25 protein-coding genes and 2 pseudogenes are annotated in these 26,225 nt (G+C 68.9%); 4 read left to right on the top strand and 23 right to left on the bottom strand.

All coding sequences use genetic code 11. The features are described from left to right. Positions 1–63 precede the first annotated feature (63 nt). The 7 genes from ACWCPY_RS39885 to hsaA all read right to left on the bottom strand — a co-directional run bounded on the left by ACWCPY_RS39885 (position 64) and on the right by hsaA (position 5,720). Positions 64–450: a hypothetical protein gene (locus ACWCPY_RS39885; protein ID WP_451273586.1), complete on the bottom strand. Its 387-nt coding sequence runs from the start codon at positions 448–450 to the stop codon at positions 64–66. A 275-nt stretch (positions 451–725) separates the two neighbouring features. Continuing rightward, positions 726–1,004 carry a hypothetical protein gene (locus ACWCPY_RS39880; protein WP_451273584.1) on the bottom strand — a complete coding sequence of 93 codons (279 nt, stop codon included), beginning with the start codon at positions 1,002–1,004 and terminating at the stop codon, positions 726–728. A gap of 33 nt (positions 1,005–1,037) precedes the next feature. Next, positions 1,038–1,994 carry an amidohydrolase family protein gene (locus ACWCPY_RS39875; RefSeq protein ID WP_451273582.1) on the bottom strand — a complete coding sequence of 319 codons (957 nt, stop codon included), beginning with the start codon at positions 1,992–1,994 and terminating at the stop codon, positions 1,038–1,040. 54 nt (positions 1,995–2,048) lie between these two features. Next, on the bottom strand, positions 2,049–2,987 hold the full coding sequence (locus ACWCPY_RS39870; protein ID WP_451273580.1) for a VOC family protein: 939 nt from the start codon (positions 2,985–2,987) through the stop codon (positions 2,049–2,051). Next, on the bottom strand, positions 2,984–3,985 hold the full coding sequence (locus tag ACWCPY_RS39865; protein WP_451273579.1) for a fumarylacetoacetate hydrolase family protein: 1,002 nt from the start codon (positions 3,983–3,985) through the stop codon (positions 2,984–2,986). Before ACWCPY_RS39865 ends, ACWCPY_RS39870 begins: the two co-directional genes overlap by 4 nt. A gap of 3 nt (positions 3,986–3,988) precedes the next feature. Further along, on the bottom strand, positions 3,989–4,501 hold the full coding sequence (locus ACWCPY_RS39860; protein ID WP_451273577.1) for a flavin reductase family protein: 513 nt from the start codon (positions 4,499–4,501) through the stop codon (positions 3,989–3,991). Positions 4,502–4,550: 49 nt separating this feature from the next. Continuing rightward, positions 4,551–5,720 (bottom strand): 3-hydroxy-9,10-secoandrosta-1,3,5(10)-triene-9,17-dione monooxygenase oxygenase subunit, encoded by a 1,170-nt coding sequence (gene hsaA, locus ACWCPY_RS39855; RefSeq protein ID WP_451273575.1) that lies wholly within the window; start codon positions 5,718–5,720, stop codon positions 4,551–4,553. A 183-nt stretch (positions 5,721–5,903) separates the two neighbouring features. On the opposite strand from hsaA, the gene ACWCPY_RS39850 reads away from it, so the two are divergent. Further along, on the top strand, positions 5,904–6,758 hold the full coding sequence (locus ACWCPY_RS39850; RefSeq protein ID WP_451273573.1) for an IclR family transcriptional regulator: 855 nt from the start codon (positions 5,904–5,906) through the stop codon (positions 6,756–6,758). Positions 6,759–6,792: 34 nt separating this feature from the next. On the opposite strand, the gene ACWCPY_RS39845 is transcribed toward ACWCPY_RS39850, so the two are convergent. From ACWCPY_RS39845 to ACWCPY_RS39820, 6 genes and pseudogenes are all read right to left on the bottom strand, one after another. After that, a complete protein-coding gene (locus tag ACWCPY_RS39845; protein WP_451273590.1) occupies positions 6,793–7,938 on the bottom strand; it encodes an alpha/beta hydrolase family protein in 1,146 nt (381 codons plus the stop codon). 8 nt (positions 7,939–7,946) lie between these two features. Then, on the bottom strand, positions 7,947–8,357 hold the full coding sequence (locus tag ACWCPY_RS39840) for a 3-keto-5-aminohexanoate cleavage protein (protein WP_451273588.1): 411 nt from the start codon (positions 8,355–8,357) through the stop codon (positions 7,947–7,949). A gap of 82 nt (positions 8,358–8,439) precedes the next feature. After that, a pseudogene (locus ACWCPY_RS39835) lies at positions 8,440–8,763 on the bottom strand (3-keto-5-aminohexanoate cleavage protein); the annotation flags it as partial. Positions 8,764–8,780: 17 nt separating this feature from the next. Next, positions 8,781–9,722, bottom strand: a complete 942-nt coding sequence (locus ACWCPY_RS39830; protein WP_451273571.1) for an MBL fold metallo-hydrolase — start codon at positions 9,720–9,722, stop codon at positions 8,781–8,783. A gap of 41 nt (positions 9,723–9,763) precedes the next feature. Beyond that, the gene (locus ACWCPY_RS39825) at positions 9,764–10,702 is read right to left on the bottom strand and encodes a VOC family protein (RefSeq protein ID WP_451273569.1); all 939 of its coding nucleotides are present in this window, start codon (positions 10,700–10,702) and stop codon (positions 9,764–9,766) included. 119 nt (positions 10,703–10,821) lie between these two features. Further along, positions 10,822–11,724: a LysR family transcriptional regulator gene (locus tag ACWCPY_RS39820; protein ID WP_451273567.1), complete on the bottom strand. Its 903-nt coding sequence runs from the start codon at positions 11,722–11,724 to the stop codon at positions 10,822–10,824. 117 nt (positions 11,725–11,841) lie between these two features. On the opposite strand from ACWCPY_RS39820, the gene ACWCPY_RS39815 reads away from it, so the two are divergent. Both ACWCPY_RS39815 and ACWCPY_RS39810 read left to right on the top strand, forming a co-directional pair. Then, complete coding sequence (locus ACWCPY_RS39815; protein WP_451273565.1) at positions 11,842–12,990, top strand: FAD-dependent monooxygenase; 1,149 nt, start codon at positions 11,842–11,844, stop codon at positions 12,988–12,990. Between the two features lie 190 nt (positions 12,991–13,180). Continuing rightward, positions 13,181–13,660 carry an AtaL-like protein gene (locus tag ACWCPY_RS39810; RefSeq protein ID WP_451273563.1) on the top strand — a complete coding sequence of 160 codons (480 nt, stop codon included), beginning with the start codon at positions 13,181–13,183 and terminating at the stop codon, positions 13,658–13,660. 219 nt (positions 13,661–13,879) lie between these two features. On the opposite strand, the gene ACWCPY_RS39805 is transcribed toward ACWCPY_RS39810, so the two are convergent. From ACWCPY_RS39805 to ACWCPY_RS39785, 5 genes are read right to left on the bottom strand one after another with little or no spacing between them, the layout of a single operon-like run. Next, on the bottom strand, positions 13,880–15,481 hold the full coding sequence (locus ACWCPY_RS39805) for a hypothetical protein (RefSeq protein ID WP_451273561.1): 1,602 nt from the start codon (positions 15,479–15,481) through the stop codon (positions 13,880–13,882). A 40-nt stretch (positions 15,482–15,521) separates the two neighbouring features. Next, positions 15,522–16,424, bottom strand: coding sequence for a 5-dehydro-4-deoxyglucarate dehydratase (locus tag ACWCPY_RS39800; RefSeq protein ID WP_451273559.1), 903 nt, complete (start codon positions 16,422–16,424; stop codon positions 15,522–15,524). Between the two features lie 10 nt (positions 16,425–16,434). After that, complete coding sequence (locus tag ACWCPY_RS39795; RefSeq protein ID WP_451273557.1) at positions 16,435–17,355, bottom strand: carbohydrate ABC transporter permease; 921 nt, start codon at positions 17,353–17,355, stop codon at positions 16,435–16,437. Continuing rightward, positions 17,352–18,308 carry a carbohydrate ABC transporter permease gene (locus ACWCPY_RS39790; protein WP_451273555.1) on the bottom strand — a complete coding sequence of 319 codons (957 nt, stop codon included), beginning with the start codon at positions 18,306–18,308 and terminating at the stop codon, positions 17,352–17,354. Before ACWCPY_RS39790 ends, ACWCPY_RS39795 begins: the two co-directional genes overlap by 4 nt. Then, complete coding sequence (locus tag ACWCPY_RS39785; RefSeq protein WP_451273553.1) at positions 18,305–19,630, bottom strand: ABC transporter substrate-binding protein; 1,326 nt, start codon at positions 19,628–19,630, stop codon at positions 18,305–18,307. Before ACWCPY_RS39785 ends, ACWCPY_RS39790 begins: the two co-directional genes overlap by 4 nt. A 397-nt stretch (positions 19,631–20,027) precedes the next feature. Here ACWCPY_RS39785 and ACWCPY_RS39780 point away from each other — a divergent pair, with 397 nt between their 5' ends. Beyond that, a complete protein-coding gene (locus tag ACWCPY_RS39780) occupies positions 20,028–21,677 on the top strand; it encodes a glycosyl hydrolase family 28 protein (RefSeq protein ID WP_451273551.1) in 1,650 nt (549 codons plus the stop codon). A gap of 67 nt (positions 21,678–21,744) precedes the next feature. Here ACWCPY_RS39780 and ACWCPY_RS39775 read toward each other — a convergent pair whose 3' ends face one another. The 5 genes and pseudogenes from ACWCPY_RS39775 to ACWCPY_RS39755 form a co-directional block, all read right to left on the bottom strand. After that, the gene (locus ACWCPY_RS39775; protein ID WP_451273549.1) at positions 21,745–22,284 is read right to left on the bottom strand and encodes a hypothetical protein; all 540 of its coding nucleotides are present in this window, start codon (positions 22,282–22,284) and stop codon (positions 21,745–21,747) included. After that, positions 22,281–22,760, bottom strand: coding sequence for a hypothetical protein (locus ACWCPY_RS39770; protein WP_451273547.1), 480 nt, complete (start codon positions 22,758–22,760; stop codon positions 22,281–22,283). Before ACWCPY_RS39770 ends, ACWCPY_RS39775 begins: the two co-directional genes overlap by 4 nt. Before the next feature lie 372 nt (positions 22,761–23,132). Next, positions 23,133–24,413: a hypothetical protein gene (locus ACWCPY_RS39765; protein WP_451273545.1), complete on the bottom strand. Its 1,281-nt coding sequence runs from the start codon at positions 24,411–24,413 to the stop codon at positions 23,133–23,135. A 17-nt stretch (positions 24,414–24,430) separates the two neighbouring features. After that, entirely contained in the window at positions 24,431–25,672 is a 1,242-nt protein-coding gene (locus ACWCPY_RS39760) for a glucarate dehydratase family protein (RefSeq protein ID WP_451273543.1), read from the bottom strand. Between the two features lie 257 nt (positions 25,673–25,929). Then, a pseudogene (locus ACWCPY_RS39755) lies at positions 25,930–26,197 on the bottom strand (helix-turn-helix domain-containing protein); the annotation flags it as partial. Positions 26,198–26,225 lie beyond the last annotated feature (28 nt).

Here is a 26,225-nt window from a genome sequence, read left to right as displayed (position 1 = left end):
CGAGGTTCCGCACACCAGCGGACGTGGCGGCCTTCCTCACCCCGGAAGCCGTCCAACGCGAGATCAAATCCGCATGTTGATTCTCTGCACGCCCTTAAGCCAGAGCAGGCGCCCCACACCGCGGCAGCCCATGTCGGCCTTGTGGTTGCTGTCCAGCGTCTCGAACGATGTCATGTTCTCCGGAGTGAAGCCCACTCCGTTGTCCTCGACGCTGAAGCCGACGATGGGCTTCAACGCCGCACGCCCTGGGCCGACGTGGCTGAAGTCGAGTGCTTCCTGCCGACTGCGCCGAATCCTGATGCTCAAGCGACCGGGCTCCATCTCGTCGCCGAACCGGGCGTCGATCGCCTGGATGCCGTTGACCACGGCCTCCAGGAGCGGCAGAAGGGCATGGCTTTTCGGCAGATTCGTGTTCCGGACCCGGCCGGCCAGCGACGTGGTCAGCGCCATCGTCTTCCTCCTCGCTCCCAGGCCGCCCACCCTATCGGCGGGCCCAGAGCAAGCGTGCTGGGCGGCCGAGGTGTCGACGAAGTGACCTGCTCGCCACGGCCCGTTGCTGAACCCCCAGTCCGCCACCCCCAGCCCCGGCTGAAGCTGCCAAGTGCCTGGCTTGATGACCCTCCGACTCGCAGAGCCTAATCTGCCCGGCAAGCAGCCTGACACTCCATCAGAACGAGCGTCACGGGCGTCATCTCGGCGTCAAGATATCGCCCGTACCGCCCACACTACACAAAACATGCATGGGCAAAACCGCAGGTCAGGAGCCCTTCGCGGCCGGTTCGAGGATGGCGACACACTCCGCATGATGGGGCGCCGGAAAGGGCGTCCTGGGATTCCGTTTCGACCAAGCCGTTCCATGGACTGACCGACTGCCGCCAGAGCAACCCGGTCGCGTCGATCTCCTCGTCGACATGGGCGGCCTCGATCCGGGGACCGACGGCGCTGATCAGGCTCCCTTCCATGAGGAGATCGCCCTGGTCGAGGTCGCCCACGTCCGGGTCCATCGAGAGGACGGTCGCGCTAGGCATGGCCTCCCTTCAGCGCAGGTGGAGCAGGCGGGCGGCGTTCAGGTGGGCGATCTTTGCCAGGTCCTCGGTGCCGAGAGGGGCGGAGCGGAGGAACTCGACGGCCGTCTCCGTCGACTCGTACGGATAGTCGACGGCGAACATGACGGCGTCGACGCCCAGCACCTCGACGGCACCCACCAGGGCCGCGTGGGACCAGACGCCACTGACGGTGACGCGGATGTTGTCGCCGAAGTACGCGGAGGGGCTTCGGCGCAGCGGCCGGTCACTCTGGCAGGCGTACCGCGAGTCGAGCCGGGACAGCTGGATGGGCAGGCCCTCGCCCATGTGACCGAGGATCAGCCGGGCCCGCGGGTGACGGTCGAAGACCCCGCCCAGGACCAGCCGCAGGGCGTGCCCCGCAGTCTCGGCGCCCCAGGTCCACAGCGGTCCCACCAGTTCGGGACGCCCCTTCAGGAGATGCCACTGATCGGTGGGTGGCGCCCCGGGATGCAGGTAGAGGGGGACGTCGAGTTCCGCGAGCTTGTCCCAGAAGACGTCGAAGCGCGGTTCGTCGTAATAGTGGCCGCCCGTATGGTCGTTGACGAGCGCTCCGCTCAACCCGAGGACGGTGACGGCCCGTTCGAGTTCCGCCGCGGCGGCCTGGGGGTCTTGCAGGGGTACGGCGGCGAACCCCCTGAAGCGGTCCGGGTGGCGGGCGATGACCTCGGCCAGGAAGTCGTTGGCGCGACGGGACTCGGCTACGGCCTCGCCGGGATCCGTCAGTCCCTGGATGCCCGGCACGGTCAGCGAGAGGACCTGTACGTCGATGCCGTGCTTGTCCATCAGTGGCAGCCGTTCCTCGGTGAAGTCCACCAGGCGGCGGTTCCACAGGTCGAGCAGCTCGTGTGAGGTCGAGGTCTTGGTGAGCGGCCTTCGGGCCAGGGTGTCGGGAAGGGCGAACGCCTCTTCCAGCGCGATGAGTTTCATGGATGTCGGCTCCAGGGGCGCGGGGCGGACGGCGGGCGCGGGTGTGGCGTCGGGTCAGACGGGCGGTGCCACGAACACGCCGGGGTCGACGTCGTTGTGCTGTTCCTTGGCGACGACCTCGTTCATGGGGTTCGCCGTGCCCCACTGGTCGCTGACTTCCTCGTCCATGAAGGTGTAGCTGTGCGGGTGCCAGGTGTCCTCGTCCAACTCCTCCATCTCCGTGGTGTATTCGACCGTGTTGCCGTGCGGGTCGAGGAAGTAGGAGAACGTGTTGTCCCCGGCGAGGTGGCGGCCGGGTCCCCAGGTCATTCGGGCGCCGGCCCGCAGCAGCCGCCCGGTGCCGCGCATGAACTCATCCAGGCCGCGCATCTCGAAGGAGACGTGGTGGACCGAGGTGTGCGGGCCTGAGGCGATGCCCAGGGTGTGGTGCTGCGAGCTGATCCGCATGAAGTTCATGAGGTCGCCAGTGCGCGGAGAGCCGATCGCGTCGGACAGCGCGAACGCGAGGTGGCGTTCGTACCAGTCGCGGGTCGCGCCGATGTCGGAGGAGTTCACCACGATGTGCGAGAGCCGGACGGGAATGGCCTCCCGCTCCTCGATCCTTCGGTGGGTGCGGGTCTCCACCTCGGCGGAGACCTCCACCGTACGGCCGTCGATGTCGAAGAACCGGAAGCCGTAGCCGCCGCCGGGGGTGGCCAGCGTGTCCGGGCGGGAGACCAACTGGACGCCGTCTACGAGGAGTTGCTCGGCAAGGGTGTCCACGTCGGAGCGGGTCGCGGCGCCGAAGGAGATCAGGTCGAGCCGCTTCTCCTCGGCCCTGCGCAGCCGCACCACGTACTGCTCGGGCGACCCTTCGGCGGCCAGGAAGGAGATGCCGGAGTCCTCGGTCACCGGGACGAGTCCCCACGGGCCGGTGTAGAAGGCGAGTTGACGGTCGTAGTCGGGGACGGCGAGGTCGACGTGGCGGAGGTGGGTCAGCAGGCGCTGGGTCATGGGGTGTCCTTTCGGTTCTGTTCGGCGACGCATCGGGTGCGCTGGCCGCCGAGCCCGGTGATGGTGCTCTCCATGACGTCGCCGTCCCTCAGCAGGCGACCCCAGTGGATGCCGTTGCCTGCGGGGCTTCCCGTCAACAGCAGGTCTCCGGGCAGGAGTTGGGTGGTCCGGGAGGCGTACGAGACGAGCCTGGCGACGTCGAAGAGCATGTCCTTGGTGGACTCGTCCTGCTTCACCTCGCCGTTGAGCCGCAGCGTGACGCGGAGATCGTCGGGGCCGCCGATGTGGTCCGCCGGGACGAGGTACGGGCCGAGCGGGGTGAAGCCGGGCAGGTTCTTGCCGCGCCGCCAGTCGACGCCGATCGGTCCGAGGTCGGTGCGGAACACGGCGTCGCGCGCGGTGATGTCGTTGGCGATGGTGTAGGCGCCGACGTGGCCGAGCGCCTCCTCGGTGCCAACCCGGTAGGCGGGCCGGGCGATCACCGCGCAGAGTTCGAGTTCCCAGTCCACCTGCTCGGACCACCCGGGAAGCGGCAGGTCGTCGTAGGCGCCGGTGAGCGAGGACGGCAGGCCGGTGAAGACGTAGGGCTCGCCCTCAGCGGCGCGGCGGTCGACCTCGGCATGCGCCGCGGCGCGGGCCTCGGCCTCGGTGCGGGAGTCGTCGGCGGCACGATGGACCAGGGTCAACTCGACCACGTGCGTACGGTAGTTGGCGCCCGCCTGGAGGATCTGGCGTGGTTCCACGGGCGGATGGACGCGGAGTCGCGCGAGCGGCAGCCATGTCTCTTCGTCCGTACGCGAGGCGAGGCGGCGCAGGATCGGCAGGGCCCGGTCCCAGTCCTCCAGCAGCGCGCGGGTGGTGGGCGCGCCGAGTGGTGCGGGCAGCGCGCTGAGGTCGAGTACGAGGCCGTCGACGACCAGTCCGGGAAAGGGTGCGGTATCGCCGGAGGAGAAAGTGCCCAGCGCGAACGGGCCTGTGAACGGGGCGAGTTCGGGCATGGCTCAGAACGCTCCCTTGCTGTAGGAGCCGCGGTAGAACAGCAACGGCGCGCCGTTCTCGTGGACTTCGAGGTCCATCACCCTGCCGATGACGACCCGGTGGTCCCCGGCCTCGTGGATGGCGGCGATCCGGCAGTCGACGGTGGCCAGCGCGCCCTCGACGAAGACTGATCCGCTCTCGCCGGCCCGCCAGGGGATCGAGGCGAACTTGTCCTCGGAGGGCCGCCCGAGTGCGGAGCAGACATCCTGCTGCTCCTGCGCGAGGATGCTGATGCCGAACCGGCCGGTGGGCTCCAGCCGTGGCCAACTCGTCGATCCCAAGCCTATGCAGACCAGCACGAGCGGCGGCTCGACGGAGAGCGAGGAGAAGGACTGACAGGCCAGGCCGATGGGCCGGCCCGTCGGGTCGAGGCCCGCCACCACGGTCAGCCCCGAGGCGAAGTGCCCCATGGTGGCGCGGAATTCGTGCTGGTCGATGGCGCGACCGGGGCCTGGCCCGGTGATCTGGTCGGTCATGATCCCTCCTGTAAGGGAGTCGAGTGGGGTCCGTTCGTCGTCGGGGGTGTCACAGCATCGGGTCGCTGACGTCCAGGCCGAACGCCTCCCGGCCGAAGAGCACGAGTGCCTTCTCGGGGTCGTTGGTGATGTGGCCGCGGCCGGTGTGCACATCGCGCCAGGCACGCTGGAGGACGTTGTCCCCGGTGCGCATCGCGCCCCCGCCCGCGTTCTCCATCAGAAGGTCGACGGCCGTCACCGCCCGCTCGGTGGCGAGCACCTGGTCGCGGCGCAGCCGGGTGCGCAGCCGCATGGGGGGCTTCTCCCCGCGCTTGGCCCAGTCGTGGAGATCAGCGATGTTGCGGCTCAGCTGCAGCCAGGCCGCGTCGATCTCGCTCGCCGCCCGGCCGGCCCGGACCTGCGCGAAGGGGTCCCCGGCGACGGGACCGCCGCCGGAGACGCGGACCCGGGTCCGCATCGCCGTGAGGTACGCCTCGTAGGCGGCTTCCGCCATCCCGACGATGGGTGCCGAGATGGACGAGGTGAACAGGGAACCCAGGGGGAGGCGGTACACGGGCTCGGGGTTCACGGCGTGGCCCGGCCGGTTCCAGTCGGCGATCTGGGCGGCGCCCAGGGTCCGGTGCGCCGGGACGAAGACGTCGTCGACGACCAGGTCGTTGCTGCCCGTGCCACGCAGGCCCACGGTGTCCCACACTCGGTCGATGCGGTAGTCGGAGCCGGGCAGCAGGAAGGTGCGCATCTCCAGGGGTGCGCCCTGGCCGTCGCGCACGATGGCGCCGACCATCGCCCAGTCGGCGTGGTCGCTCCCCGAGGAGAAGCTCCACCGCCCCGACAGCCGGTATCCGTCGGCGCGTTGGGTCACCCGGCCGACGGGCGCGAGGGACACACAGATGCGTGCTTCGGGGTCCGGCCCCCAGACATCCTCCTGCGCCCGGGGCGCGAAGAGGGCCAACTGCCAGGCGTTGACGCCCAGTACGCCGGCCACCCAGCCGGTGGATCCGCAGGCGCGGCCGAGCTGTCGCAGACAGTCCAGGAACACGACCGGATCGGCGCCGAGACCGCCGTGGAGCCGTGGTTGCAGCAGCCGGAAGAAGCCGGTCTCCGCCAGCTCCTTGATCGTGGCCTCCGGCACACAGCACCGTGCTTCGGCGTCGGCCGCCCGTTCGCGGATCGCGGGGAGAATCCGCGCGACCGCCGCGCGTACGTCCTGTTCGCTCATATGCCTTCTCCAAGAACGTCGTTGTGACTGGAGGCTTTTGCCCGTCGAACCGAGTTGTCCAGGCGGGCTGTTGGCGAGACTACGGATTTCACATACACCGTGAACTGCATTTCTTCCGCTCACCGGAAAGTGTGTATTCTTCCGGTGAGCGGAAAGACCGGCCTCCGGACATCGGGAGCGTTCATGGCGTCTGACACGGATCCCTCCGGACTGCCGCTGTTGGAGAAAGCGGCACTGATCCTGAGCGCGTTCGAGGGGCAGCGTTCCGCCCTCGGCCTCACCGACGTGGTGCGCCACTCGGGGCTGTCGCAGACGACCGTGCACCGGCTGCTGGACCAACTCGTCCAGATCGGCTGGCTCGGGAAGGAAGGGCGCAAGTACTACCTGGGCCTGCGGCTGCTGGAACTGGGCGCCTTCGCCTCCCACCACAACCGGCTGCGGCGCGCCGCCCTGCCGCACCTGATCTCGCTGCACCAGGCCACCGGCCACTGGGCTCATCTGTCCGTGCTGGACAAGGGAGACGTCCTGTACCTGGAACAGATCGGCGACCCACGGCGCTCGTCGATCGGCTACCAGGTCGGCGCACGGCTGCCCGCCCACTGCACGGCGGCGGGAAAGGCCCTCCTCGCCTACGGCGACGCGACCACCGTGGAGGAACTGCTCGCCGGCGACCTCGCGCCGCGTACCCGGGCGACCGTCGCCAGGGGCGACTCCCTCCGCGCCGAGCTGGCCGGAGTGCGGACGCAGGGTGTGGCGTACGACCGGGAGGAGTGCTTCGACGGCGTGACCTGTGTCGCGGCGCCGCTGCGCGGTGCGGGACGGGCCCTGGCCGCGATCTCGCTGTCGAGGACGGTGGGCCATGCCGACCTGAAGCGCATGGGCCACCAGGTCGGCCAGTGCGCGCGGGCGGTGTGGGCCTCGCTCTTCGACGCCGGCCGGCGGTTCGAGGAGACCCACCATGTCGCCGCCCCTCCCGTGCTCGAGAGCGGGGACACCGCCACCGTGCTGGCCTGGCTGCGGTTCAGCGAGTGGGAATGAGCGGGCCGGTGCCGTGCCGTCGGTCCGCGTCCGTTCACAGGGTGTCGGCGACCCAGTCGGAGATGAACGCCGTGGCGGTCGGCATGTTGTCGGCACTGACATGCTCGACGCCTCCCTCGCGTTCGGTGAACCACTTGAGTTCGCGCCGGGGGCTGTTGACGGCCGTCTCGTACTGGGCGACGGCGTATTCACGGGGAATCTGGCGGTCGCCCGCGCCATGGGTGATCAGAAAGGGAACTCTGATCTCCTCGGTCACGCCGACGAGACTCATGCTCGGCGCGAAAGCCATGAACTCCTCAAGGCTCTGCTTTCCGAACACCCACTGGACGTGGTCCCAGTAGTGCGGGACAGGCCGACTGCCCTCACGGGCGAGGCGGCGCTTCTGCAATTCGCCCCAGTTGTAGTTGGCGCCCCAGGCGACACACAGGCTGAACCGCTTTTCGAAAGCGGCGGCGCGAGGGGCGTAATAGCCGCCCAATGACCAGCCCATGACCCCGATCCGCTCCGGATCGACGTCCTTTCGGTCCTCCAGCCAGTCGACGCAGAAGGCCGACCAGTGCTCGCTGTCGTGCCGCCCGGGCAGATCCCTCAGGCGGAGCGCCTCGCCGGTACCGGGATGGTCGACGATCAGGGTCGAGATGCCACGCCGGGCCAGCTCATGGGCGATGCCGGAGCCGTGGATCATCTCCTTGGTGCTGTCGAGGCCGTTGTAGTGCACCATGCACGGTGCCGGGCCGGTGACTCCCTCGGCGGCGACGAACAGGCCGGGAAGGCTGGTGTGTTCGTAGGGGATCTCGACCTTCACGCAGTTCTGCCGGCCGTGCACGATGCCCTTCTCGAAGGAGTCGAGCATCCTGCGGTAGGCGTCCTGGCGCGGGGTGTAGTGGCGGCTCTGCAGCCGCTCGGCCGTCAGGTAGTACACCGAGGCCCGGGCGAACAGGGAGGCAGCGGTGAGCGCGTACCCCTCGGACTCCGCCTCCTCGGCGCGCTCCACGAGTCGGTCGGCCAGCGCCGTCCAGGACCGGAAGAACTGCTCGGTACCGGAGTCCTCCCCCTCGTCCGAAGCCTCCAGCACCGCCGCGCATGCCTCGGCTGCCTCGGTGATGTGCGCCCCGGTGTTCAGGGCGATGTTGACCGCCAAGTTCCAGGAGTAGTTGCCGGGGAAAATCTCGATCACCATGTGCTCCTCTACAGTTCGCCGAGACCGAGCAGGGCCTCGGCCCGGCCGACGTCGGCCACCGGACGGTCCAACGCGTGTGCCAGCCGCACGGCGCGGCTGACCAGGGGTTCGTTGCCGGGGGACAGTTCGCCCTTGCGGAGGTAGAGCGTGTCCTCCAGGCCGGCCCGGGCGTTTCCGCCCAGGGCCAGGCCGATCGCGGTGAGGCGGAGGTTGGCCCGGCCGATGGCGATCACCTGCCAGACGGCACCTTCGGGGAGCCGGTCGACCATGGCCATCAGGTTCCGTTCCGTCGCGGCCATGCCGCCGCGTACCCCGAGCACGATGCTGAACTGCAGTGGTTCGACCAGCAGTCCGTCGTCGAGGAGGCGCAGGCAGGCGTCGAGGTGGCCGGTGTCGTAGATCTCCAGCTCGGGCTTCACCCCCCAGGTCGCGCATGCGTGCGGCCAGGCGCCGCACCCCGTCGGGCGGGTTTCGGAATTCTCCGGCGCCAAAACTCATGGAGCAGGGGTTCAACGTGGCCATGCGCGGCCGGAGTTCGACCAGTGCCTCGCGTTCGGCGAAGGGGACGTCGAGTCCGACGCCGGTGGACAACTGGACGAGCACGGGGCAGCGTTCGCGGATCAGGTCCGTGGTCCGCCGGGCGACGGCGAGGTCGGCGGTGGGACGGTCGCGCTCGTCGCGCAGGTGGATGTGGGCGACGGCGGCACCGGCCGCGTGACCCTCGGCGACGGCCGCGGCGATCTCCTCCGGCTGGGTGGGGAGCCCGGGATGGTCCGCTTTGGTGGCGATCGGTCCGGTGGGGGCGACAGTGATGACGGCGGTCATGGCGGCTCCGCGGAGGTTCAGGCGAGACAGGAAAGAGGTCGACCGCCGTTGAAGGCGACCATGTCGGCGAGCGCGGCGGAGACGTCGATACGGCGGCCGAGCGGACCGCCTTCCACCTCGGCGTAGGCGCGGTGGAGGTTGCCGACGATGCGCTCGGGGTCGAGCAACTCGCCGTATCCGCCCAGGTCGAGTTCGCGGGCGGTCTCCAAAGGGGCCAGTCCGGCGGCGAGTCCGTCACGGGCGGCGGCCTGGACGAAACGCAGGTAGCCGAGCGTCTCGTCGATCACTTCGGGTCCTACGACACCGCCGTGGCCGGGCACGATGACCCTTGCCCCCAGCGGCCCGACGACCTCCTCCAGGACCCGGATCGCCCCGGCGACCGATCCCTGGACGAGGAAGGGGGTGCCGCCGTTGAACAGCAGATCACCGCTGAACAGCACCCGCCGCTCCGGCAGCCACACCACCGAGTCGTTCGTCGTGTGGGCGGGGCCGCCGACGTGGAACACCTCGGCGCGCAACTCGTCAGACCAGACGGTCACCGACTCCGTGTAAGTGAGAAAGGGCGGTTCGAGGACGACGTCACCCCAGTCGACCTCGGTCCAGAACGGCGCCGACTTCGGTTCGCCCCAGTCGAGGATTCCCCCGCGGGTGGCCTCGTGCCCGACGATCGTCGCGCCGGCGAAGAGGTGGTTGCCGAAGGTGTGGTCGCCGTGATGATGAGTGTTGATCAGCGTGCGCACGGGCTGCGGAGTGACCGCGGCGACGGCCGCCAGATAGGCGCACGTACGACGGACCGTGGAGCAGGAGTCGACGCTGATCACCCCGCGCCGGCCGACCAGGAAGCCGGTGTTGTTGATCCACCAGCTCCCGTCGGGCTGGATGTAGGCGAACACTCCGTCGCTCACCTCCTCGGTGCGGGGCGGAGCGAGGGCGGGGACATCATGACGGACCGTGCTCACTGCGGCTCCTCCTCAAGGGATGTGCTTCGGCCCGGCCCCGGTCAGAGCGGGGAGGGGGTCCACAGCCCCTTGTCGGGTTCGTTGAACATCGCCGGGATCATCGCGTCGGTGATCACGCCGCCCGTGCCCCACTGGTCGGCGGCCTCGGGGGTCGCTTCGAAGCGGCGCGGGACCCAGCTCTCGTCGTCGTGGATCTTCTCCAGCTCGGTCGTGTACTCCACGACGTTGCCGCCCGGGTCCAGGAAGTAGGTGAAGGTGTTGTCGCCCGCGCCGTGCCGGCCGGGGCCCCACAGCGGCTCGTTGCCGTGCCGCATGAGACGGCCGGAGCCGCGCATGTACTCGTCGATGCCGCGCATCTCGAAGGAGATGTGGTTGAGCGCCACATGCGGTCCGGAACTGATCGCCAGGATGTGGTGGTCGGCCCGGGTCCGCAGGAAACACATGTGGTCCTCCAGCCAGTCGGAGAGCCGGAACCCCAGATGCCGTTCGTAGAACGCCTTGGTGGCGGCGATGTCCGTGCTGTTGATCACCACGTGGCTGAGCTTGCGCGGTATCGACTCGCGCGGCTCCAGCAGGCGTGCGGCGCGCTGTTCGACGTAACAGGAAACCTCGATGAGACGGCCCTCGGGGTCGAAGAACCGGAATCCGTACCCCCCGCCGGGCGTGTCCAGTTCGGCGGGCTCACGGTCGATGCGGACACCGGCGGCGACGAGACGTTCCGCGAGGGCGTCGACCGAAGCCGCGTTCTCGGCACCGAACGCGATCAGGTCCAGGCGCTTCTCCGGCGCGTGCCGCACCCGCAGGATGTACTGCTCGGTGCTGCCCGCCGCGGCGAAGAAGGAGACGTTCCTGTCGTCCGCGACCCGTTGCAGGCCCCACACCCCGCCGTTGAACTCGACCGCGGCCTCGTAGTCGGGCACGGCGATGGCCACGTGGCGCAGGTGGGTGATCGGCGAGTGCGGGGACGTCGAGAAGTCCATGAAGGCTGCTCCAGCGTGGGACGTACGCCGCACATCCTTGTGAGCGCGATTCGACGTTACGTACGGTCGACCGGCATCAAAAACAATTGCTGTCGATGCGGTGTATCGATGCCAGCGATCTACAGGTCGGCCGCGAGTTCCGTGATCCGCTCCCGCAGCCAGGTGTGCGCCGGGTCGTGAGTGTTCCGCGGGCTCCAGAACAGCGCCTCGCTGACCGGACGCAGCGGAGCGGGAGCCTCCAGCACCCGCAGCCGGACCTGTCCTGCGAAGTGGCGGGCCAGCTTCTCGTGCACGAGGGAGACGAAGCGGGTCCCGGTCACCAGGAAGGGGACGATGACGAAGTTCTGGGTGCTCACCTCGGCCCGCCGCTGAATGCCGAGCGCGTCCAGCTGGGCGTCGGCGATCGAGGGGAGCGGGCCGGCGCTGTAGGCGACGTAGGGCAGCCGGGAGAACTGGTCCGCGTCGACCGTGGGCCCCACCGCGTCGTTGTCCGGGTCGGCGATCAGGACATAGCGGTCGTTGAACAGATGGCGGTGCGGAACGGCCAGGGACCCGGCGATCTCGGTCGGCAGCACCAGCAGGTCGATGTCGCCCTTGCGCAGTTGCTCGGCGAAGTCGCTCTGCACCGGAAGGACGTGCACCCGCTGCAGCGGCGCCTCCTCGGCCAGCTTCGCGAGCAGGGGGCGCAGCAGGATGAGGGTGACGTAGTCGCTGGCCATGATGGTGAACGAGCGGCGGTCGGTGAGCGGATCGAACCCCCGCGACCGCCTGAACACCGCCTCCGAGGCCGCCACCGCCTCACGGACCAGCGGGGCGAGGGACAGTGCCAGGGGCGTGGGGACCAGTGCCCTGCCCTCACGGACCAGCAGCGGATCGTCGAAGTGCTTGCGCAGCCGCCCCAAGGACGCGCTCATCGCCGGCTGTCCGACGTACATGCGCTCGGCCGCCCGCGTCACGTTGCGCTCGACGAGCAGCGCGTCCAGTGCCAGCAGGAGGTTCAGATCCACTCCGTCCAACCCCACACCGATCTCCTTGCATCAATGGCATCGATCTCAGGCATCGAAAGGAATCGCTTTGAACATTGTGACCGGCGCCATACCGTCACGGTGCTCGAACCACAATGACGTGAGGCGGCGGACATGCAGGTGACCAGAGTCCTGATCAGCGGGGCGGGCATAGGCGGGCTCGGAGCCGCCACCGCCCTCGCCCGGCGCGGTGTCGAGGTCGACGTCGTGGAGCTGCGCCCGAACTCCGACGTGCTCGGCGTCGGCATCAACCAGCCCGCCAACTCCCTGCGGGCGCTGCGCACACTCGGGATCCTCGACGAGGTGCTCGCGGCCGGCTTCTCCTACGACCGCACCTCCTTCTACGACTGGCAGGGCGGCCACATAGTCGACTGCCCTTCCGCCCTCGGCGGTGACGTTCCCGCCAACACGGCCCTCTCCCGACGCGAACTCCACCGCCCTCTCCGTGCGGCGGCCGAGCGGGCCGGGGCCAGGATCATCTACGGATCGACGATCGAAGACCTCGTCGACACCGGAGAACGGGCGGACGTCACCTTCTCCGACGGCGGGACGGAGACGTACGACCTGGTGGTCGGTTTCGAAGGACTGCGCTCACGACTGCGCCGGCGCCTCTACGGCACCGGTCACGAGCCTGTCTTCACCGGATACTCGGTCTGGCGTCTGACCATGCCCCGGCCGGCGGATGTCACGCACACGACGCTGTTCCAGGGCGACGGGACGAAAGCGGGTGTCATCCCGCTCAGCGACGACAGCATGTACCTGCTGCATGTCACCGCCGAACCCGGCAACCCCCAGCTGCCCGAGGAGCGCAAGGCCGAGCTTCTCGTCGAGCGCCTCGCCGGCTACGGCGGGCTCATCGGCGAACTGCGCGACACCATCACCGCGTCCGACGCCGTGGTCTACAGCCCGCTCAGCGAAGTGCTGTTGCCCTCCCCCTGGTTCAAGGGCCGGGTGATCGTACTCGGCGACGCCGCGCACGCCTGCGCCCCTCACCTCACGCAGGGTGCGGCCATGGCTCTGGAGGACGCCGTCGTCCTCGCCGAGGAACTCGACGTACCGGACCGCGCCGTGGGCGCCGCCCTGGAGTCGTTCATGGAACGTCGCCGCGGACGGGTGGGACTCGTCCAGGACGTCTCCCACCAGATCCTTGTCGGGGAGATGGCCATCACCGCCGCGACCTTGCCGCACGCCGTCGCACATCTGCGGGACGTGCTGCCGGACCGGATGAGAAAGACGGAGAGCATTCTCAACGAACCGTTCTGATCCTGCCAGTGACGGAGCGGGCGCCAGGGCCGGTCCTGCGACGATGCTTCCGGGCCCGTCCCCACGCTCTCCCCCGTGAGATCGCCCGCTCTCGTGACGCGGACACGGAAGCCGGTCGCCAGCGTTCACCGCCAGGCAGCCGGAGGCAGCCGCACCGATGTGCGTCTCGCACTGACACCGAGGAGCAAACATGTTCACCATCAAGGCCCAGGCGCCCGTCAACGCAGATCCGCGCGAGCCCAGACTGGACGCCGAACAGGTCTACGCGGCCCTGGTCCGACGCGCACGGGCCAGCACGACGAACGACCCCGACCTCGTCCCGCCGGGACACCGCTTCGAGATCCTCGGCGACCAGGGGGACCGGCTGACTCGCCGGACCGTTCTCGACGACGGCCGGGAGTCCACGGCCCGCGTCAGCTTCCACGGCCGGCGGCTGGTCGTGGTGGACTTCTTCGAAGGCTGGCAGCGAGGGACGATCACGCAGCTGGTGACCACGGACGACGACGGTGAACTGCTGCTCGAAATCATCTCGCAGACCGAGATCCCCGGTGTCGAGCACAACAGCCCGGAGGAGCGCACCCTCCTGGACCAGCGACGCGCGTTCATGAGTACCGCTCCGCAGCAGACGATCGCCTACGCCCGGAAGCTGGCGGCCGAAGGACACGGCTGACCCCCGCCCACCGGACCACGAGCCGCAGGCGGTCCATTCGCCACGGACCGATCGAGCCGGTCCGTGCCGCGGAGGGAGCCGAACCGGCCCCGGCCTCCCCGATTCGCTTCTTGCGTGCGTCCAGTCGGGGAATGACGATCAGCCCGGTTGCGGTGGTGGTCATTACGGCAGGGCCGTTGGCAGGTGCTCACCTCAGGACGTATCCCCTCTCCAGATTCCTCAGGGCTGCCGAAATAGAGTGGGTGCTGCGGGTGTCCTGACGGTCAAGTCGCCCCACATCCACTGGAGTTGACCGTCAGAGCGGCTGGACCAGGCCAGCGCATCGGCGGACGGGAGTTGTCGGGCGGCCGCCAGTTCAAGGCCGAAGGCCAGGCGAAGAGGTGCCTCGTGGAAGTCGACTTGCTCCTCGACGCCTTCGTGCAGCACGGCCTGGACACCAACCTCCCCGTCGGACACGTGCGGCTGCCACGAAACCGCGCGTCCCCTGAACTCGCCCGGCGCGACGGTGAGTACGGCACGGAACCCGCCCGCACCGAGCGCGAACCGGCCGTCGCCCAGGTCCTCGCACACGACGCCGCGCCCGCTCAGCGTCACCGCGATCCGCAGGTCCCGCACGGTGTACACGCTGCCTTCGGGCCGGTCGAGGGAGGGATGGAAGTCGCCGCCGTCGTACAGGAGCCACCAGGCCGACAGGACCCTGGCCCCGTGCTGGGTCTGGCGGCAGCAGGCGGCGGCCAGGTCGCGGCCGTTGAGCAGGGCTCGGGCCCGCAGGACGACGGCGGGGTCTTCGGGGGTGCGCCAGTATCCGAGGAGCGGGCGGCGCTGGGTCCAGGCGATGGCCTCGGGAGCCGAACCGAGGCAGGCGTCCTGCGTGAGCCACGTGGTGCCGCCGGTCCGGGTCGTGACCTCGTGGGGTTCGAGGGGCAGCGCTTTGAAGCGGGCCTTCACATCGGCCGGGCGGGGCTGGGCCGGGACGAGGATCCGGTGCTGTGAGCCGGTCAGGAAGTCGGTTGACTCCTCGTCGAGATGGTCGTGGTACGCGCGGCTCATCGGTCCGGCGATCTGTCCGGTGCCGGGGTGGAAGCGGCGGGCGAGCGTCGCCCAGGTGCGCTCGTGCAGGGCGCGGGCCGTGGCGCGGAACGCGTCGTCCGCCACGATCAGCGCGGCGCGGTCGAGCTCCTCGATGATCACCAAGTGGTACGGGGGCGAGTTGTACTCGGTGAACTCTCCTTCCTGGCGTTCGGTCAGTTCGAGCACCGAGGCCAGGCGGCGCCGGGCGTAGTCCAACAGGCCGCTGTCCGCTGTCAGTTCCGCGGCCGCGGCGGTGACGACGGCTCCCATCACAGCGATGTTGGAGTAGCCGGCGGGGACGTTGCGGCGGAAGACGGCGAGCGCCGCGTGCCGCAGTGCCGTGCACAGGTCCAGGCGGAGCCGGGGGTGGAGTCGCTCGCCGTGCCTCACCTCGATCTGGGCGAGGCGGGCCCCGATGAAATCCGCCCAGTTCCAGTCGGCCGGTGCCATCCGCGCCGCGGGCTCCTCCAGGAACCAGCCCCACAGGCCGTAGTGCTTCGATATCGGGTCGGTGTCCTGCTCGGCGAGGAGCGCGCGCAGCACGGTGTGGGCGCGCTCGACGTGCTCGTCGGTGCCGGACTGGAGCAGCCCGAGGGCGTAGTCGGCGGCGAGCCGGGTCTCGTGGACACGGCTGCCCTGGGGGATGCGGGTGTGGTAGCCGGGGGTGGTGGGGGTGGACCAGGGCATCCCGGTCCCGGGGTCGAACTCGGTGTGCAGGTCGTCGAGGAAGGCGGTCAGATCGGGTGCCATGGTGATGGTCCTTCGGCGAGGGCGGCGGCGGTTCGGTGACTCAGGCGGCCACGAGGCGCAGTCCGCGGTCGAGGAGTTTCTCCAGCCGGTCGAGATCCTCGGCCGCAGGATCCATCAGCGGCGCCCGGACGCCGCCGGCGTCGAGGCCGCGGAGGCGGACCCCGGCCTTGACCAACGACACGGCGTAGCCCGGCTGTTGACCGCGCAGGTCGACGAGCGGGGCGTAGAACTCGTCCAGGAGAACGCGTTGTGTCTCCTCGTCGCCGCCGGTGAACGCGCGGTGGAAGGCGAGTGCAATCTCCGGCGCGAAGGCGAAGACGGCCGAGGAGTACAGCGACACCTCGAGCCCCCGGTAGGCGTGCATCGTCATCTCGGCCGTGGGCAGCCCGTTGAAGAACTGGAACTCGGCGCGTTCGGCCCGTATCGCCCGCACGATCCTGTGCAGCGACTCCAGATCCCCGACACCGTCCTTGAGGCCGACGACACCGGGTATCCCCGCGAGGGCCGTCGCGGTCCTCGGGGTGAGGACCGCGTTGCCCCGCTGGTACACGATGACCGGGAGACCGGCCGCGCGCGCCGCCTCCTCGACGTAGCGGACCAGGCCCTGTTGGGGGCTCTGCACGAGGTAGGGCGGAAGGAGCAGGACGCCGTCCGCGCCTGACTCCCGTATCCGCCGCGCCTGTTCACGCACCACCGGCGGTGGACCGCCTGCGGCGATGACCACGGGGACGCGTCCCGCGGTGACCGTCACGGCGACGCGGGCGCAGACGCCGATCTCCTCGGGCGAGAGGGCGTGGAACTCACCCGTGCCGCAGGCCGCGAAGACGGCGCCCGCCCCGGCGCCCACTCCCTGGGAGATGTGGATGGCCAGCGCCTCCTGGTCGACGGCCCCGTCGGGCGCGAAGGGGGTGACCGGAAAGAAGAGGACTCCGGAGAGGTTCATGGAGAGGTGTTCATCCCTTGCTCGCACCCGCGGTGATGCCGCGGATCATGGAACTCTGCAGGCAGAAGTAGACGATCAGGCTCGGGACCAGTGCGACGAGAGCGCCCGCGAGGAGTGCGCCGGGGCCCACGACGGGGTCGGTTCGCATGACAGACAGGGCGACGGTGAGCGTGTAGTCGCCGGGGTCGTTGGCGACGATCAGCGGCAGCAGATACTGGTCCCAGATCATGAGGAACCCGAAGATCCCGATCACCCCGAGGGCGGGCCGGCACAGCGGCAGAACGATCTGCCACAGCATCCGGAACTCCCCGACGCCGTCGAGGCGCGCGGCCTCCTCTATCTCCTTGGGGATCTCCTTCATGAACTCGGTCATCACGAGGATGGAGAAACCCCAGATGCCGACCGGCAGCATCACCCCCAACAGCGTGCCCCTGAGGCTGACATGGAGCACCGGCAGATCACCGATGACCAGCGACAGCGGAACGGCGATGACCTCCTCGGGAAGCATCATGGTGAGCAGGAACAGCGACATGACCACGGCGGAGCCCCGGAAGCGGCGCCGGGCCAGGGCATAGGCCGCGAACACCGACACCACCATCTGCAGCAGCAGCCCACCGCCCGCGATGACCAGCGAGTTGGTGAGATAGCCCCACAGGTCCCGGCTCTGGGCAACCCGGAAGTTGTTGAGCGTCGGGTGACTCGGGAAGAGCGACAGCGCGGTGGAGCGGGCCCCCGCGTCGAAGGCGCCGCTAAGCATGGTGACGAACGGGGCGGCGAACAAGAACAGGACCAGCACGCACAGCACGACCCGCAGCACGAGCGCGGGGCCGAGCCGCGGAGTCCAGCCGAGCGCCGTGTCGAGCCGGGCGCTGTCCGTGCCCTGCCGGGACAGCCGCGGCGAGTGGGTGCGGGGAAGGGAAGGCGCGCTCATCGGTCGCCCTTTCGCCGGAAGTAGTTGACGCCGAGCGTGAGCAGCAGGGTCACGGCCAGCAGGAGCATCGAGGCGGCGGAGGCGACGCCCATGTCGTTGCGCTCGAAACCGAGCGAGAACACCCTCGTCATCCACACCTCGGTGGAGCCCGCGGGGCCGCCGCCGGTCAGCACGTACACCTCGGTGAAGCTGCGCAGACTGCGGATGGCGGCCAGCGTCAGGACGATGGTCATCGCCGGCCGCAGCGCGGGCAACGTGATGTGGCGGATGCGCTGCAGCGTCGAGGCGCCGTCGATGGCGGACGCCTCGTACAGCGAACGGTCCACCCCGGCCAGGCCGGCGAGCAGGATGACCATGTTGTACGGGGTGCCCATCCAGACGCTCACCCCCATCACGGACCACAGGGCACTGTCCGGACTGTCGAGGAACGGCAGCGGGCCGACGCCCAGGAAGCCCAGCAGGTTGTTGATGAACCCGTCCGCCGTCGGCGAGTACAGCAGCCGCCAGATCTCACCGACCACCGCGGTGGCCGTGACCACCGGCAAGAACACCGCCGAACGCAGCAGCCACAGGGTGCGGCCCTGCCCTTCGAGGAGCAGCGCGAGCAGGAACCCGAGGGCGATGGACCCGAAGGTCCCGCCCGCGCCGAGCAGTAGGGTGTGGCCGATCGCGTCCCGGAAGCGCTCGTCCTCCAGCACCTTGCGGTAGTTGTCGAAGCCGACCCACTGGTCGCCGAGGAACGGCTGAACCTTGTACAGGCTCATCCGGATGCCCTTGAACATCGGGATGAACTTGAAGTACACCGCGAGCAGCAGCGCGGGAGCCAGGAACAGCCAGGGCAGCAGCGACCGCCGGCCCCGTCTGCGCAGCGCGTCGAGGGTGCGCCGCGGACGCCGTACCGACGCGGTGTCCTTCGTCTTCGAGGGGGGACGTGCGATCACGGGCGCCGTCACGTCAGGTCCTGGTTCTCGAGCTCGGCGGTGACGTCCTTGCCGAGCTGCTTGAGGCCGGAGGCGATGTTGTCGCTGCCGCAGGAGGCGAGGATCTTGTTCAGGTCCTCGGCGACGGCCTGCTTCACCGCGGTGAAGTCGATGTCCTGCGGGAAGGCGCGCGAGTCGTCGTCGTACTGCTGCTGCGCGGTCTTCCACCGCGGGTCGCCGTGGCCCGTGGCCGCGTCGAGCGAGGTGTTGACCGGGAGGCGCACGACCGGCTGGGTGGTGGTGTCACTGGTCATCGCGATCTTCTGCGCCTCGGGCGTGATGAGGAACTCCGCGAGCTTCTTCTGCTCCGCGTTCTTCTTGGAGCCCGCGCCGAGGTAGATCGTCTCGCCCTCGGCCAGCGTGGTGCTGGTGCCCGAGGGACCCTTCGGGGTGGGGATGATCTCGTACTTGTCCTTGCCGAGCTGCTGGTCAAACCCCGACATCATGTAGGGGCCGGTCAGGGTGATGCCCGCCGCGCCCTCGTGGAAGTGCGTGGCCGTGGACGTCGTCGAGGTGAGGGCGCCGGGCTCGACGTTGCCCTTGGTGCAGAACTGCGTCTTGATCCAGGTGACGGCCTTGGCCGTGCCCGGGGAGTCGATGACGCTCTGGTACTTGCCGTCGCCGGTCCTCTTGATGAAGTCGCCGCCGCCCTGCCAGATGTATGAGGCCGCCCACCAGGCGAGATAGCCGCGCTCGGTGGACCCCGGCACGACCATCCCGTAGGTGTCGGCCTTGCCGTCGCCGTCGGGGTCCCGGGTGGCGAACGCGGTCGCCACCTTCGTGAGGTCGTCCCAGGTCTTCGGGACCGGGAGGCCGAGCTTCTTCAGCCAGTCCTTGCGGATGTACGTGTTGAACGCCTGGCGGGAGAAGGGCACTCCGTAGGTCTTGCCGTCGATGCCCTTCGCGTAGCCCCAGTTGGCGGCGGAGACGCTCTTGTTGCCCGCGACGGACGAGGGGTCGATGGGCAGCAGAAGGCCCTGCGACTGGTAAGTGCCCAGCGAGGCCGCATCGTTGATGAAGACGTCGGGGAGGTCCTTGGACGAGGCGCGGGCCTGCAGCAGCTTGTCGAACTCGATGACGGGCTTGTAGTCGACCTTGATGCCGGTCTTCTTGGTGAAGGCGGCGAAGACCTTCTTGTACGTGGCGGCCGGCGCCGGGGCGCTGCGGGTCCACACCTCGAGAGGGCCGTCGGCGCTCGACGCGCCGTCGCCGCCCGAGCTGCAGGCGGTGAGACCGGCACACAGACCGGCCAGGGCGAGAAGCGTGACCGGGACGCGGGAGGAGGCTGGGCGCATTGCGGCTCCTTTCATGGGTATGAATCGATTCATGGCTGTGAACGATGCCCGCACACTAGGGAGCGCCCTCAAGCCCGGTCAACGGTCGTGCGGGAAATGTTTGATTATGTTGACAACGTTGTCTTCATAGGGAGATGAAGGGTCGTCAGCAAGCCCTCACCAGGCCCTACTTGCGCGGGCGCACGGCGAGGCATCTGCGGGTCGGGGGGCGAACCACCCGGTGTGAGCTGCCCCAATATCCGGCTACGTGAAGACAGTTCACATGGACGAATACTTCCGCTAGCGTGACTCGTCCTCCGCCGGACCACGCCCGCCGCAGTGCGGCGATGCCTCCGCGTGTCCGGCTTTCCCACGCCCTGACCCCAGGGCCTGTCCGGGAGGGTCGTTCAGTTTCGTGATGAAACGATTCGAAAACCCAGTTCGCAGCAGTCCGCCGAGAAGACGCCGTCCGGCGGCGACTCGTCTTCTCCTCGCCCTGTTCGCGGCTTTCGCGACCGTCGCCGCGGTCGTGGGAGTGCCGCAGACCTCGCAGGCGGCGGCAGCCGCGGTGCACGTGTACCCCGTGCCGTCGATCTACGCAGCATCCACCGACTACCGGCTCACCGCCAACGGGCAGAACGTGCCCATCACGCACTACCCGGGCTACGACATCGCCCAGTTCGCGATCGGCGGCGGCAGTGCCGAACTCGCCCTCACGAAAGTCAACAACACCGCGATCGGGTCGTATTCGATCAGCCCCGTCAAACTGAACCTCACGGGCACGATCAGTGGCCCCACCCTGAAGTTCACGGTGTCCAACGACGAGTACCTCATCGTGCGGCTGGACGGCCGACCCAAGCTCGTCATCGCCATCGACCCCGCGGAGACGAACCGGCCGGCCTCCTCGGGAACCGGCGTCTTCAATGTACGAAGCGCGCCCTACAACGCCACGCCGGGATCGGGCTACTCGACCGCGGCGTTCCAGACAGCGCTCAACGACGCCGCGGCCTGGGGCTCGACGAACGGCCGGCAGGGAACCGTGTACGTACCCGCCGGGGTCTACACGCTCGGCACCCTCTACCTGCGCAGCAACCTCGCCCTCTACCTCGAACCCGGCGCTGTCCTGCGCTACACGGGCGAGCGCGCCCACTACGACGTCCACTGGCACAAGGACTCGCAGGGCCGCGACATCACCTGGTTCCTGTCCACCCGATACTCGTCCGAGAACATCTCGATCTACGGCCGAGGCATCATCGACGGGAACGGCCAGGCGTCGCTCGCGCCCGACAACCTCGGCGTGAACCTGCTGACCCCCATCTACACGAAGAACTTCCGCGTGGACGGCATCACCTTCCGGGAGTCCAGCAGTTGGGCGATCATGCCGACACGGTCCTCCGACATGAGCTTCACCAACATCAAGATGTTCAACCGGTTCGACATGGGCGAGAACGACGGCATCGACGTCATGGAGTCGACGAACGTCAACGTCACCCACGCCATCGGCATCGGCCTCGACGACCCGTTCAGCACCAAGACCTGGGCCGCCGACACCGATCTCTTCCGCCAGATCCCCGGCGATCCCAGGCCGTTGGACAACGTTGTCTTCGATGATCTCGTCTCGTGGACGTACTGCTACGGCGTCAAGGTCGGCCAGGGCGTGATCCAGCCCCAGTCCGGTGTCACGTTCAAGAACGTCGTCGTGCATGACGCGGCGGTTGGCATCGGTGTCCACCACAAATATGGTGCGGCGTCTGCCACCGGGATCCGCTTCGAGAACATCGACATCGAGAACCTGAGCTACACCAACGACGGCAACCGCACCTGGCTCGCGCTGTGGACCGGCAACACCCTCGGCGTCGGAGCGGTCAACGGCGTCACGCTGACCGACATCAAGGTGCGCAACGCCGGCACCACCCCGGCTCGCATCAATGGCCAGCCGGGCGCGCCCATCGACGGAGTCGTCCTGCACAACGTGCAGATGCCGGGCAGTTCGGCGCCGGCCACGACCCTGGCACAGATGAACCTGACCAACCTGTCCGACCACGGGACCATCAGCATCGCGCTGTAGGAAGCGTGGTGCCCCGGGCGGGCCGACCGCCCGGGGTACCGGCGCGTTCAGAGGACGTTCGCCCGTGTCAGGTGCGGAAGGGCAGGCCGAGCAGGTCCGCGGTGGCGCGCAGTTCCTTCGCCCGGTGGCCCGTGCAGAGCGTCCAGTGGTGGCCGATGCCGCTGGCCGACCAGGCGTCCGTCCACTTGCCCGGGTCGAAGCCGAAGTCGACGCGGGAGGTCGTGTTGCCGATCTCCAGGAGTGGGCCGAGGACGACCTCGCCCTCGGACGCGATGAGCACGAAGGTCCCGTCGGCCTCCTGGCCGAGGCCGAACGTGGTGACGGGGCCGTGCCGGACGTCGAACTCGGCACTCACGCCGTAGCCCCGCTTGCCGCGGTAGACGCCGAGCCGCCGCGGCAGGGGATCGCGGGCGCTGATGGCGAGATGGGCGGGGCCGTGGTGCCCCATCTCCACCACGCCGTCCTCGAAGTTGAGCGCCTGCAGTTCCGTGAAGGAGCGGCCCGCGCCGAGCGTGTCGGCGACGAGCATCGCCAGACTCGTGCGCAGCTCGTACTCGCCCGTGACCGGAATACCCCGCGCGGTCAGCAGCGAGGCGTCGAGGATCATGCCGGCGCCGAGCCGTGCGTGGATCTCGCCGTCCAGGCCGCGGTGGTAGTCGGCGCCGCTATCGAGCGCGAAGTCCTCGACGAGGCGGTCGAGCCGAGGGAGACCCGGGCAGCCCGGCCGAGGTCGTCCTCGTCGACAGACGCGTCCAGCGTGAACACCTCGCGGGCCAGGGCGACCCGCTCCGCCACCTCCTTCTCGGACACGGCGGCGTCCCGTACGCGAAGGTTGTCGAACTCCAACACCCTCATGTGGCCGCCCAGTTGAGTGGAGATCAGCGTCATGTCGGTCGAGACGTCGAGCATGCCGGGATAGAGGCTTCCCATCAGGCCGTGCCGCCCGTAACGCAGCACGCCGCGCACGGCTGCGGCGGAGATCCAACGTCCGATGCGGGCCCAGGCGTTGTCGTCGTACAGATGTCCGGAGACGGAGCGGAAGGGGATGCCGCCGCGCCGGAACACATTGGCGGTCTCGGGCAACGGGCACTGACCGCAGTACGCGAGCCGGTCGCCGGGGCCGGTCGTGGCGTGGTCCGTGGCTTTCGTCAGCTGGAGGTCGATGACCAGGACCGGTGCGCTGTGCGATCGGCAGCACCATCGAGGCCGTCAGATACGTCACCACGAGGTCGCAGTCGGCCACGCGGAGCTTCTCGGACGCCCGCGCCGACGACCTCGCAGCGCATGTTCTCGAAGCGGCTCCTCACGAACCGTGCGGAAGCGCGGAGTTGGTCGAGCGGACCGGGAAACTGCGGCCAGTACGCGCCGAGTCCGCCGGCCACGAGACCGACGCGGTGCGCCGCCGCGTGATGCGGGTGAGCGAGCCGTCAGTGGGGGGCGGCTAGTGGATGTCGCTCATCGAAGTGTCCTTCCCTGGCCAGGGGCACGGGCTGAGCCCAGGGCGTCCGCGCATCGCACGGCGTCGAGGGTCTCGTCGAGGCGGGCGATGGGGACATAGTGGCCGAACGTGTCGTTGGCGAAGAACGAGACGCCGTCGAGCCGTGCGCCGTGTTGCCGCAGCACATCCCGCTGGTAGAGGTAAGTCCGCCGGTCGTCGAGATGGGTCCGGTACCAGTACCAGGGGTCGACGAAGTCCAGGCCGAACAGGACCCTCGGTCCGCCTGTCCCGCCGTCGGACAGGGCCGCCTTGCTCAGTAGGTTGGGCACGATCTCGGTCCGTTCGACGAGGACCGCGAACGTGGACACGAGGACGGCGTCCAGCGCGGCATAACAGGCATCGGTCATGCCCCATGTCGCGCGCTCGACCTCCGTGCGCCAGTACGTGTCCATCCAGTACACGAGCCGTTCGCCCATCCGCTCGCGCACCTGGACGAAGAAGCGCGCGATGCCCTCGACGCGTTCGGGAGTCAGCTTCGGAGCGTTGTCGGGATGCCAGAAACCGAGCAGGCCGAACTGGTTGCCGAGCATCACCCCGTCGAGCCCGAAGTCGTCGACGAACGCGGCGGTCTGGGCCGCTACGAAGTCACCGGCGAGCACGCCGGCCGGAACGCCTTCGGGGAAGGCCCGGTACGGGCGCGGGTCGGCGACCAGCGGCAGCGTGACGTCGATGACGCCGGGAACCATGTGCCCGCCGACGTCCGCGGAGGCCGACGACACCTCGGGGTGGCGCGCGGTCTTCCACTCGCTGCGGCAGAACTCGGGGCCGGGCTCCAGGTATTCGAGCAGGCGCACTCGCAGCCCACGTCGCTCGGCGACCCGTCGCACCGTGGTATACACCCCGGCGAGGACGTCGTAGTCCATGGGCTGCTCGGACAGGGTGAACATCGGGCCCGCGGAGTAGGGGTTGAACGAGCGCTCCCCTCCTTCCCGTACGCGTTCCAGCCAGTCGGCGTTGTGTCTGCGGGCGATCCCGGCGGGACCGCCTTCCTGGGTGTCGGCCGCGTAGCAGTTGTAGCGGGCCCAGTCGAAGCGTTCGTCGCGACGGCCGGTGTAGTTGAGGATGTGGTCGCCGTTGCCCGCGCAGAAGACCAGGGTGAGATCCCGGTCCTGTGCCCAGTGCGCGTGGTGGTCGAAGAAGGCTTCGATGCCCGGCTCCGGGTCGGTCAGGTCGTCGAAGATCTTCGGCGTGAGCCAGAGGCAGGCTTCGAGGCGCGCGGGGGAGGGCGCGGAGGTCACGGCAGGCATTCCCGGGGTCACCAACGGGGCAGTGCTGGGTCGTAGGCCGGGTCCACGCGTCGCATGTAGGCGGTGTCGTCCCGGCGTTCACGGCCGGACTCCACGTAGGCGCGGTGGAGCCGGTCGAGGGCTTCGTGGTCGAGCTCGACACCCAGGCCGGGACCGGTCGGCACTGGCACGCTCCCCTTGGTGAACCGCAGGGCCCCGGGCTTGACCACGTCGTGCTCGGCGTTCCATGGGTAGTGGGTGTCGCAGGCGTAGGTGAGCTCGGGCACGGTGGCCGCGAGATGGGTCATCGCGGCCAGACTGATGCCCAGGTGGGAGTTGGAGTGCATGGACAGACCGATGCCGAACGCCTGGCACAGCACGGCCAGTTCACGGCTGCGACGCAGTCCGCCCCAGAGGTGGTGGTCGAGCAGCAGCACTTGGACCGCGTCGTGCTGGATGGCCGGCCGGACATGCGCGAGATTCGACACGATCATGTTGGTCGCGAGCGGCATGCCCGCCTCGCGCGCGACCTCTCCCATCCCCTCGATGCCCGGAGTGGGATCCTCCAGATATTCGAGTACGCTGGCCAGCTCGCGGGCCACCGTGAGGGAAGTATCCACGGTCCATGCCGCGTTGGGGTCGATCCGCAGCGGAAGCCCGGGAAAGGCGCCGGCGAGCGCGCGGACGGCGGCGATCTCCTGATCGGGCGGGAAGACACCGCCCTTGAGCTTGAGGGAGCCGAAGCCGTACCGGTCGATCATCCTGCGCGCCTGGCGGACCACTCCGTCCGGGTCGAGCGCTGCACCCCAGTCGTCGGCCGGCTCCTGGCGTCCGTCGAGCGCGGGGTGCTGCGCCCACTTGTAGAAGAGGTAGCCGCTGTACGGCACCGCCTCGCGGACCGCCCCGCCCAGCAGATCACTGACTGAGCGGCCGGTCAGTTTTCCCTGGGCGTCCAGCATGGAGACCTCAAGAGGTGACCATGCCGAGTCCCGTTCCTCGACACGCGTCGTGTCGGCGCGCAGCGCGTCGTGCACGGTGCGGCGCGCACGTTCCGTGGCGAAGACGTCGAGGCCACGCACCGCTTCCGCCGCGGCCTGCAGACGCTCGGTCTCCGCCCGCCCGCCGGGACACTCGCCCAGGCCGACGGTGCCGTCCTCTAGGTGCAGCTGCACCACGCAGCGCAACACCAACGGTTCGTGCACGCCTGTGCTGTTGAGCAGGGGTGGGTCGCCGAAGGCGAGAGGCGTGACACTGACGTCGACGATCTTCATATGGTCTCTAACTGTCGTTGAGTCCGCCAGGACGACGATGCCGATCTCCAACCGGAGACGGGCACATTGAGTTCAGCCATGTGAATCAGATTCACGCTGACGGAAGCTGTTGCACGTACGCTAGAAACGTTTCAATCGCCGCGTCAAGGGTTCGGGCGAGCGACGACTCTCCGGCTTGGTGCCGGGCACCACGGAGATCCCACTGGCGGAGCTGAACGCAGCCTCGGGCTGGAGTGGGGGAAGTCATGCCGAGCCCGGAGGCCGGGAGCCCCGTTGCGGGGCCACCAAACGGCGAGCAGGTCGACGACTGCGCTCGTGTAAGCATGGGCGGTGGACTCGCTGATCCCGAACCCGGCGGCGGTCTTCACCGGAGTGGTGTGTTCACGCAGGTACACCAGTGCCACCATCGCATGCTGGGACGGACGGAGCTTGCATCGCCGGTCGCCTCTCACGGATGGTGATCAGCATGGTGACCCACTCCACGAGTGCATGCGGCAGGGCGAGTGCGGCAGGATGGATGACCAACGAGGCCCCCGCGCATGTGATTGAGACG

Source organism: Streptomyces sp. NPDC002403 (genome assembly GCF_053593015.1).
This window is presented reverse-complemented; position numbering and strand designations above follow the sequence as displayed.

Coding starts and splice junctions, on each gene's coding strand:
- ACWCPY_RS39885 (WP_451273586.1), bottom strand. CDS start 450: ATGGCGCTGACCACGTCGCTGGCCGGCCGGGTCCGGAACACGAATCTG.
- ACWCPY_RS39880 (WP_451273584.1), bottom strand. CDS start 1,004: ATGGACCCGGACGTGGGCGACCTCGACCAGGGCGATCTCCTCATGGAA.
- ACWCPY_RS39875 (WP_451273582.1), bottom strand. CDS start 1,994: ATGAAACTCATCGCGCTGGAAGAGGCGTTCGCCCTTCCCGACACCCTG.
- ACWCPY_RS39870 (WP_451273580.1), bottom strand. CDS start 2,987: ATGACCCAGCGCCTGCTGACCCACCTCCGCCACGTCGACCTCGCCGTC.
- ACWCPY_RS39865 (WP_451273579.1), bottom strand. CDS start 3,985: ATGCCCGAACTCGCCCCGTTCACAGGCCCGTTCGCGCTGGGCACTTTC.
- ACWCPY_RS39860 (WP_451273577.1), bottom strand. CDS start 4,501: ATGACCGACCAGATCACCGGGCCAGGCCCCGGTCGCGCCATCGACCAG.
- hsaA (WP_451273575.1), bottom strand. CDS start 5,720: ATGAGCGAACAGGACGTACGCGCGGCGGTCGCGCGGATTCTCCCCGCG.
- ACWCPY_RS39850 (WP_451273573.1), top strand. CDS start 5,904: ATGGCGTCTGACACGGATCCCTCCGGACTGCCGCTGTTGGAGAAAGCG.
- ACWCPY_RS39845 (WP_451273590.1), bottom strand. CDS start 7,938: ATGGTGATCGAGATTTTCCCCGGCAACTACTCCTGGAACTTGGCGGTC.
- ACWCPY_RS39825 (WP_451273569.1), bottom strand. CDS start 10,702: ATGGACTTCTCGACGTCCCCGCACTCGCCGATCACCCACCTGCGCCAC.
- ACWCPY_RS39815 (WP_451273565.1), top strand. CDS start 11,842: ATGCAGGTGACCAGAGTCCTGATCAGCGGGGCGGGCATAGGCGGGCTC.
- ACWCPY_RS39810 (WP_451273563.1), top strand. CDS start 13,181: ATGTTCACCATCAAGGCCCAGGCGCCCGTCAACGCAGATCCGCGCGAG.
- ACWCPY_RS39805 (WP_451273561.1), bottom strand. CDS start 15,481: ATGGCACCCGATCTGACCGCCTTCCTCGACGACCTGCACACCGAGTTC.
- ACWCPY_RS39800 (WP_451273559.1), bottom strand. CDS start 16,424: ATGAACCTCTCCGGAGTCCTCTTCTTTCCGGTCACCCCCTTCGCGCCC.
- ACWCPY_RS39795 (WP_451273557.1), bottom strand. CDS start 17,355: ATGAGCGCGCCTTCCCTTCCCCGCACCCACTCGCCGCGGCTGTCCCGG.
- ACWCPY_RS39785 (WP_451273553.1), bottom strand. CDS start 19,630: ATGCGCCCAGCCTCCTCCCGCGTCCCGGTCACGCTTCTCGCCCTGGCC.
- ACWCPY_RS39780 (WP_451273551.1), top strand. CDS start 20,028: ATGAAACGATTCGAAAACCCAGTTCGCAGCAGTCCGCCGAGAAGACGC.
- ACWCPY_RS39775 (WP_451273549.1), bottom strand. CDS start 22,284: ATGATCCTCGACGCCTCGCTGCTGACCGCGCGGGGTATTCCGGTCACG.
- ACWCPY_RS39760 (WP_451273543.1), bottom strand. CDS start 25,672: ATGAAGATCGTCGACGTCAGTGTCACGCCTCTCGCCTTCGGCGACCCA.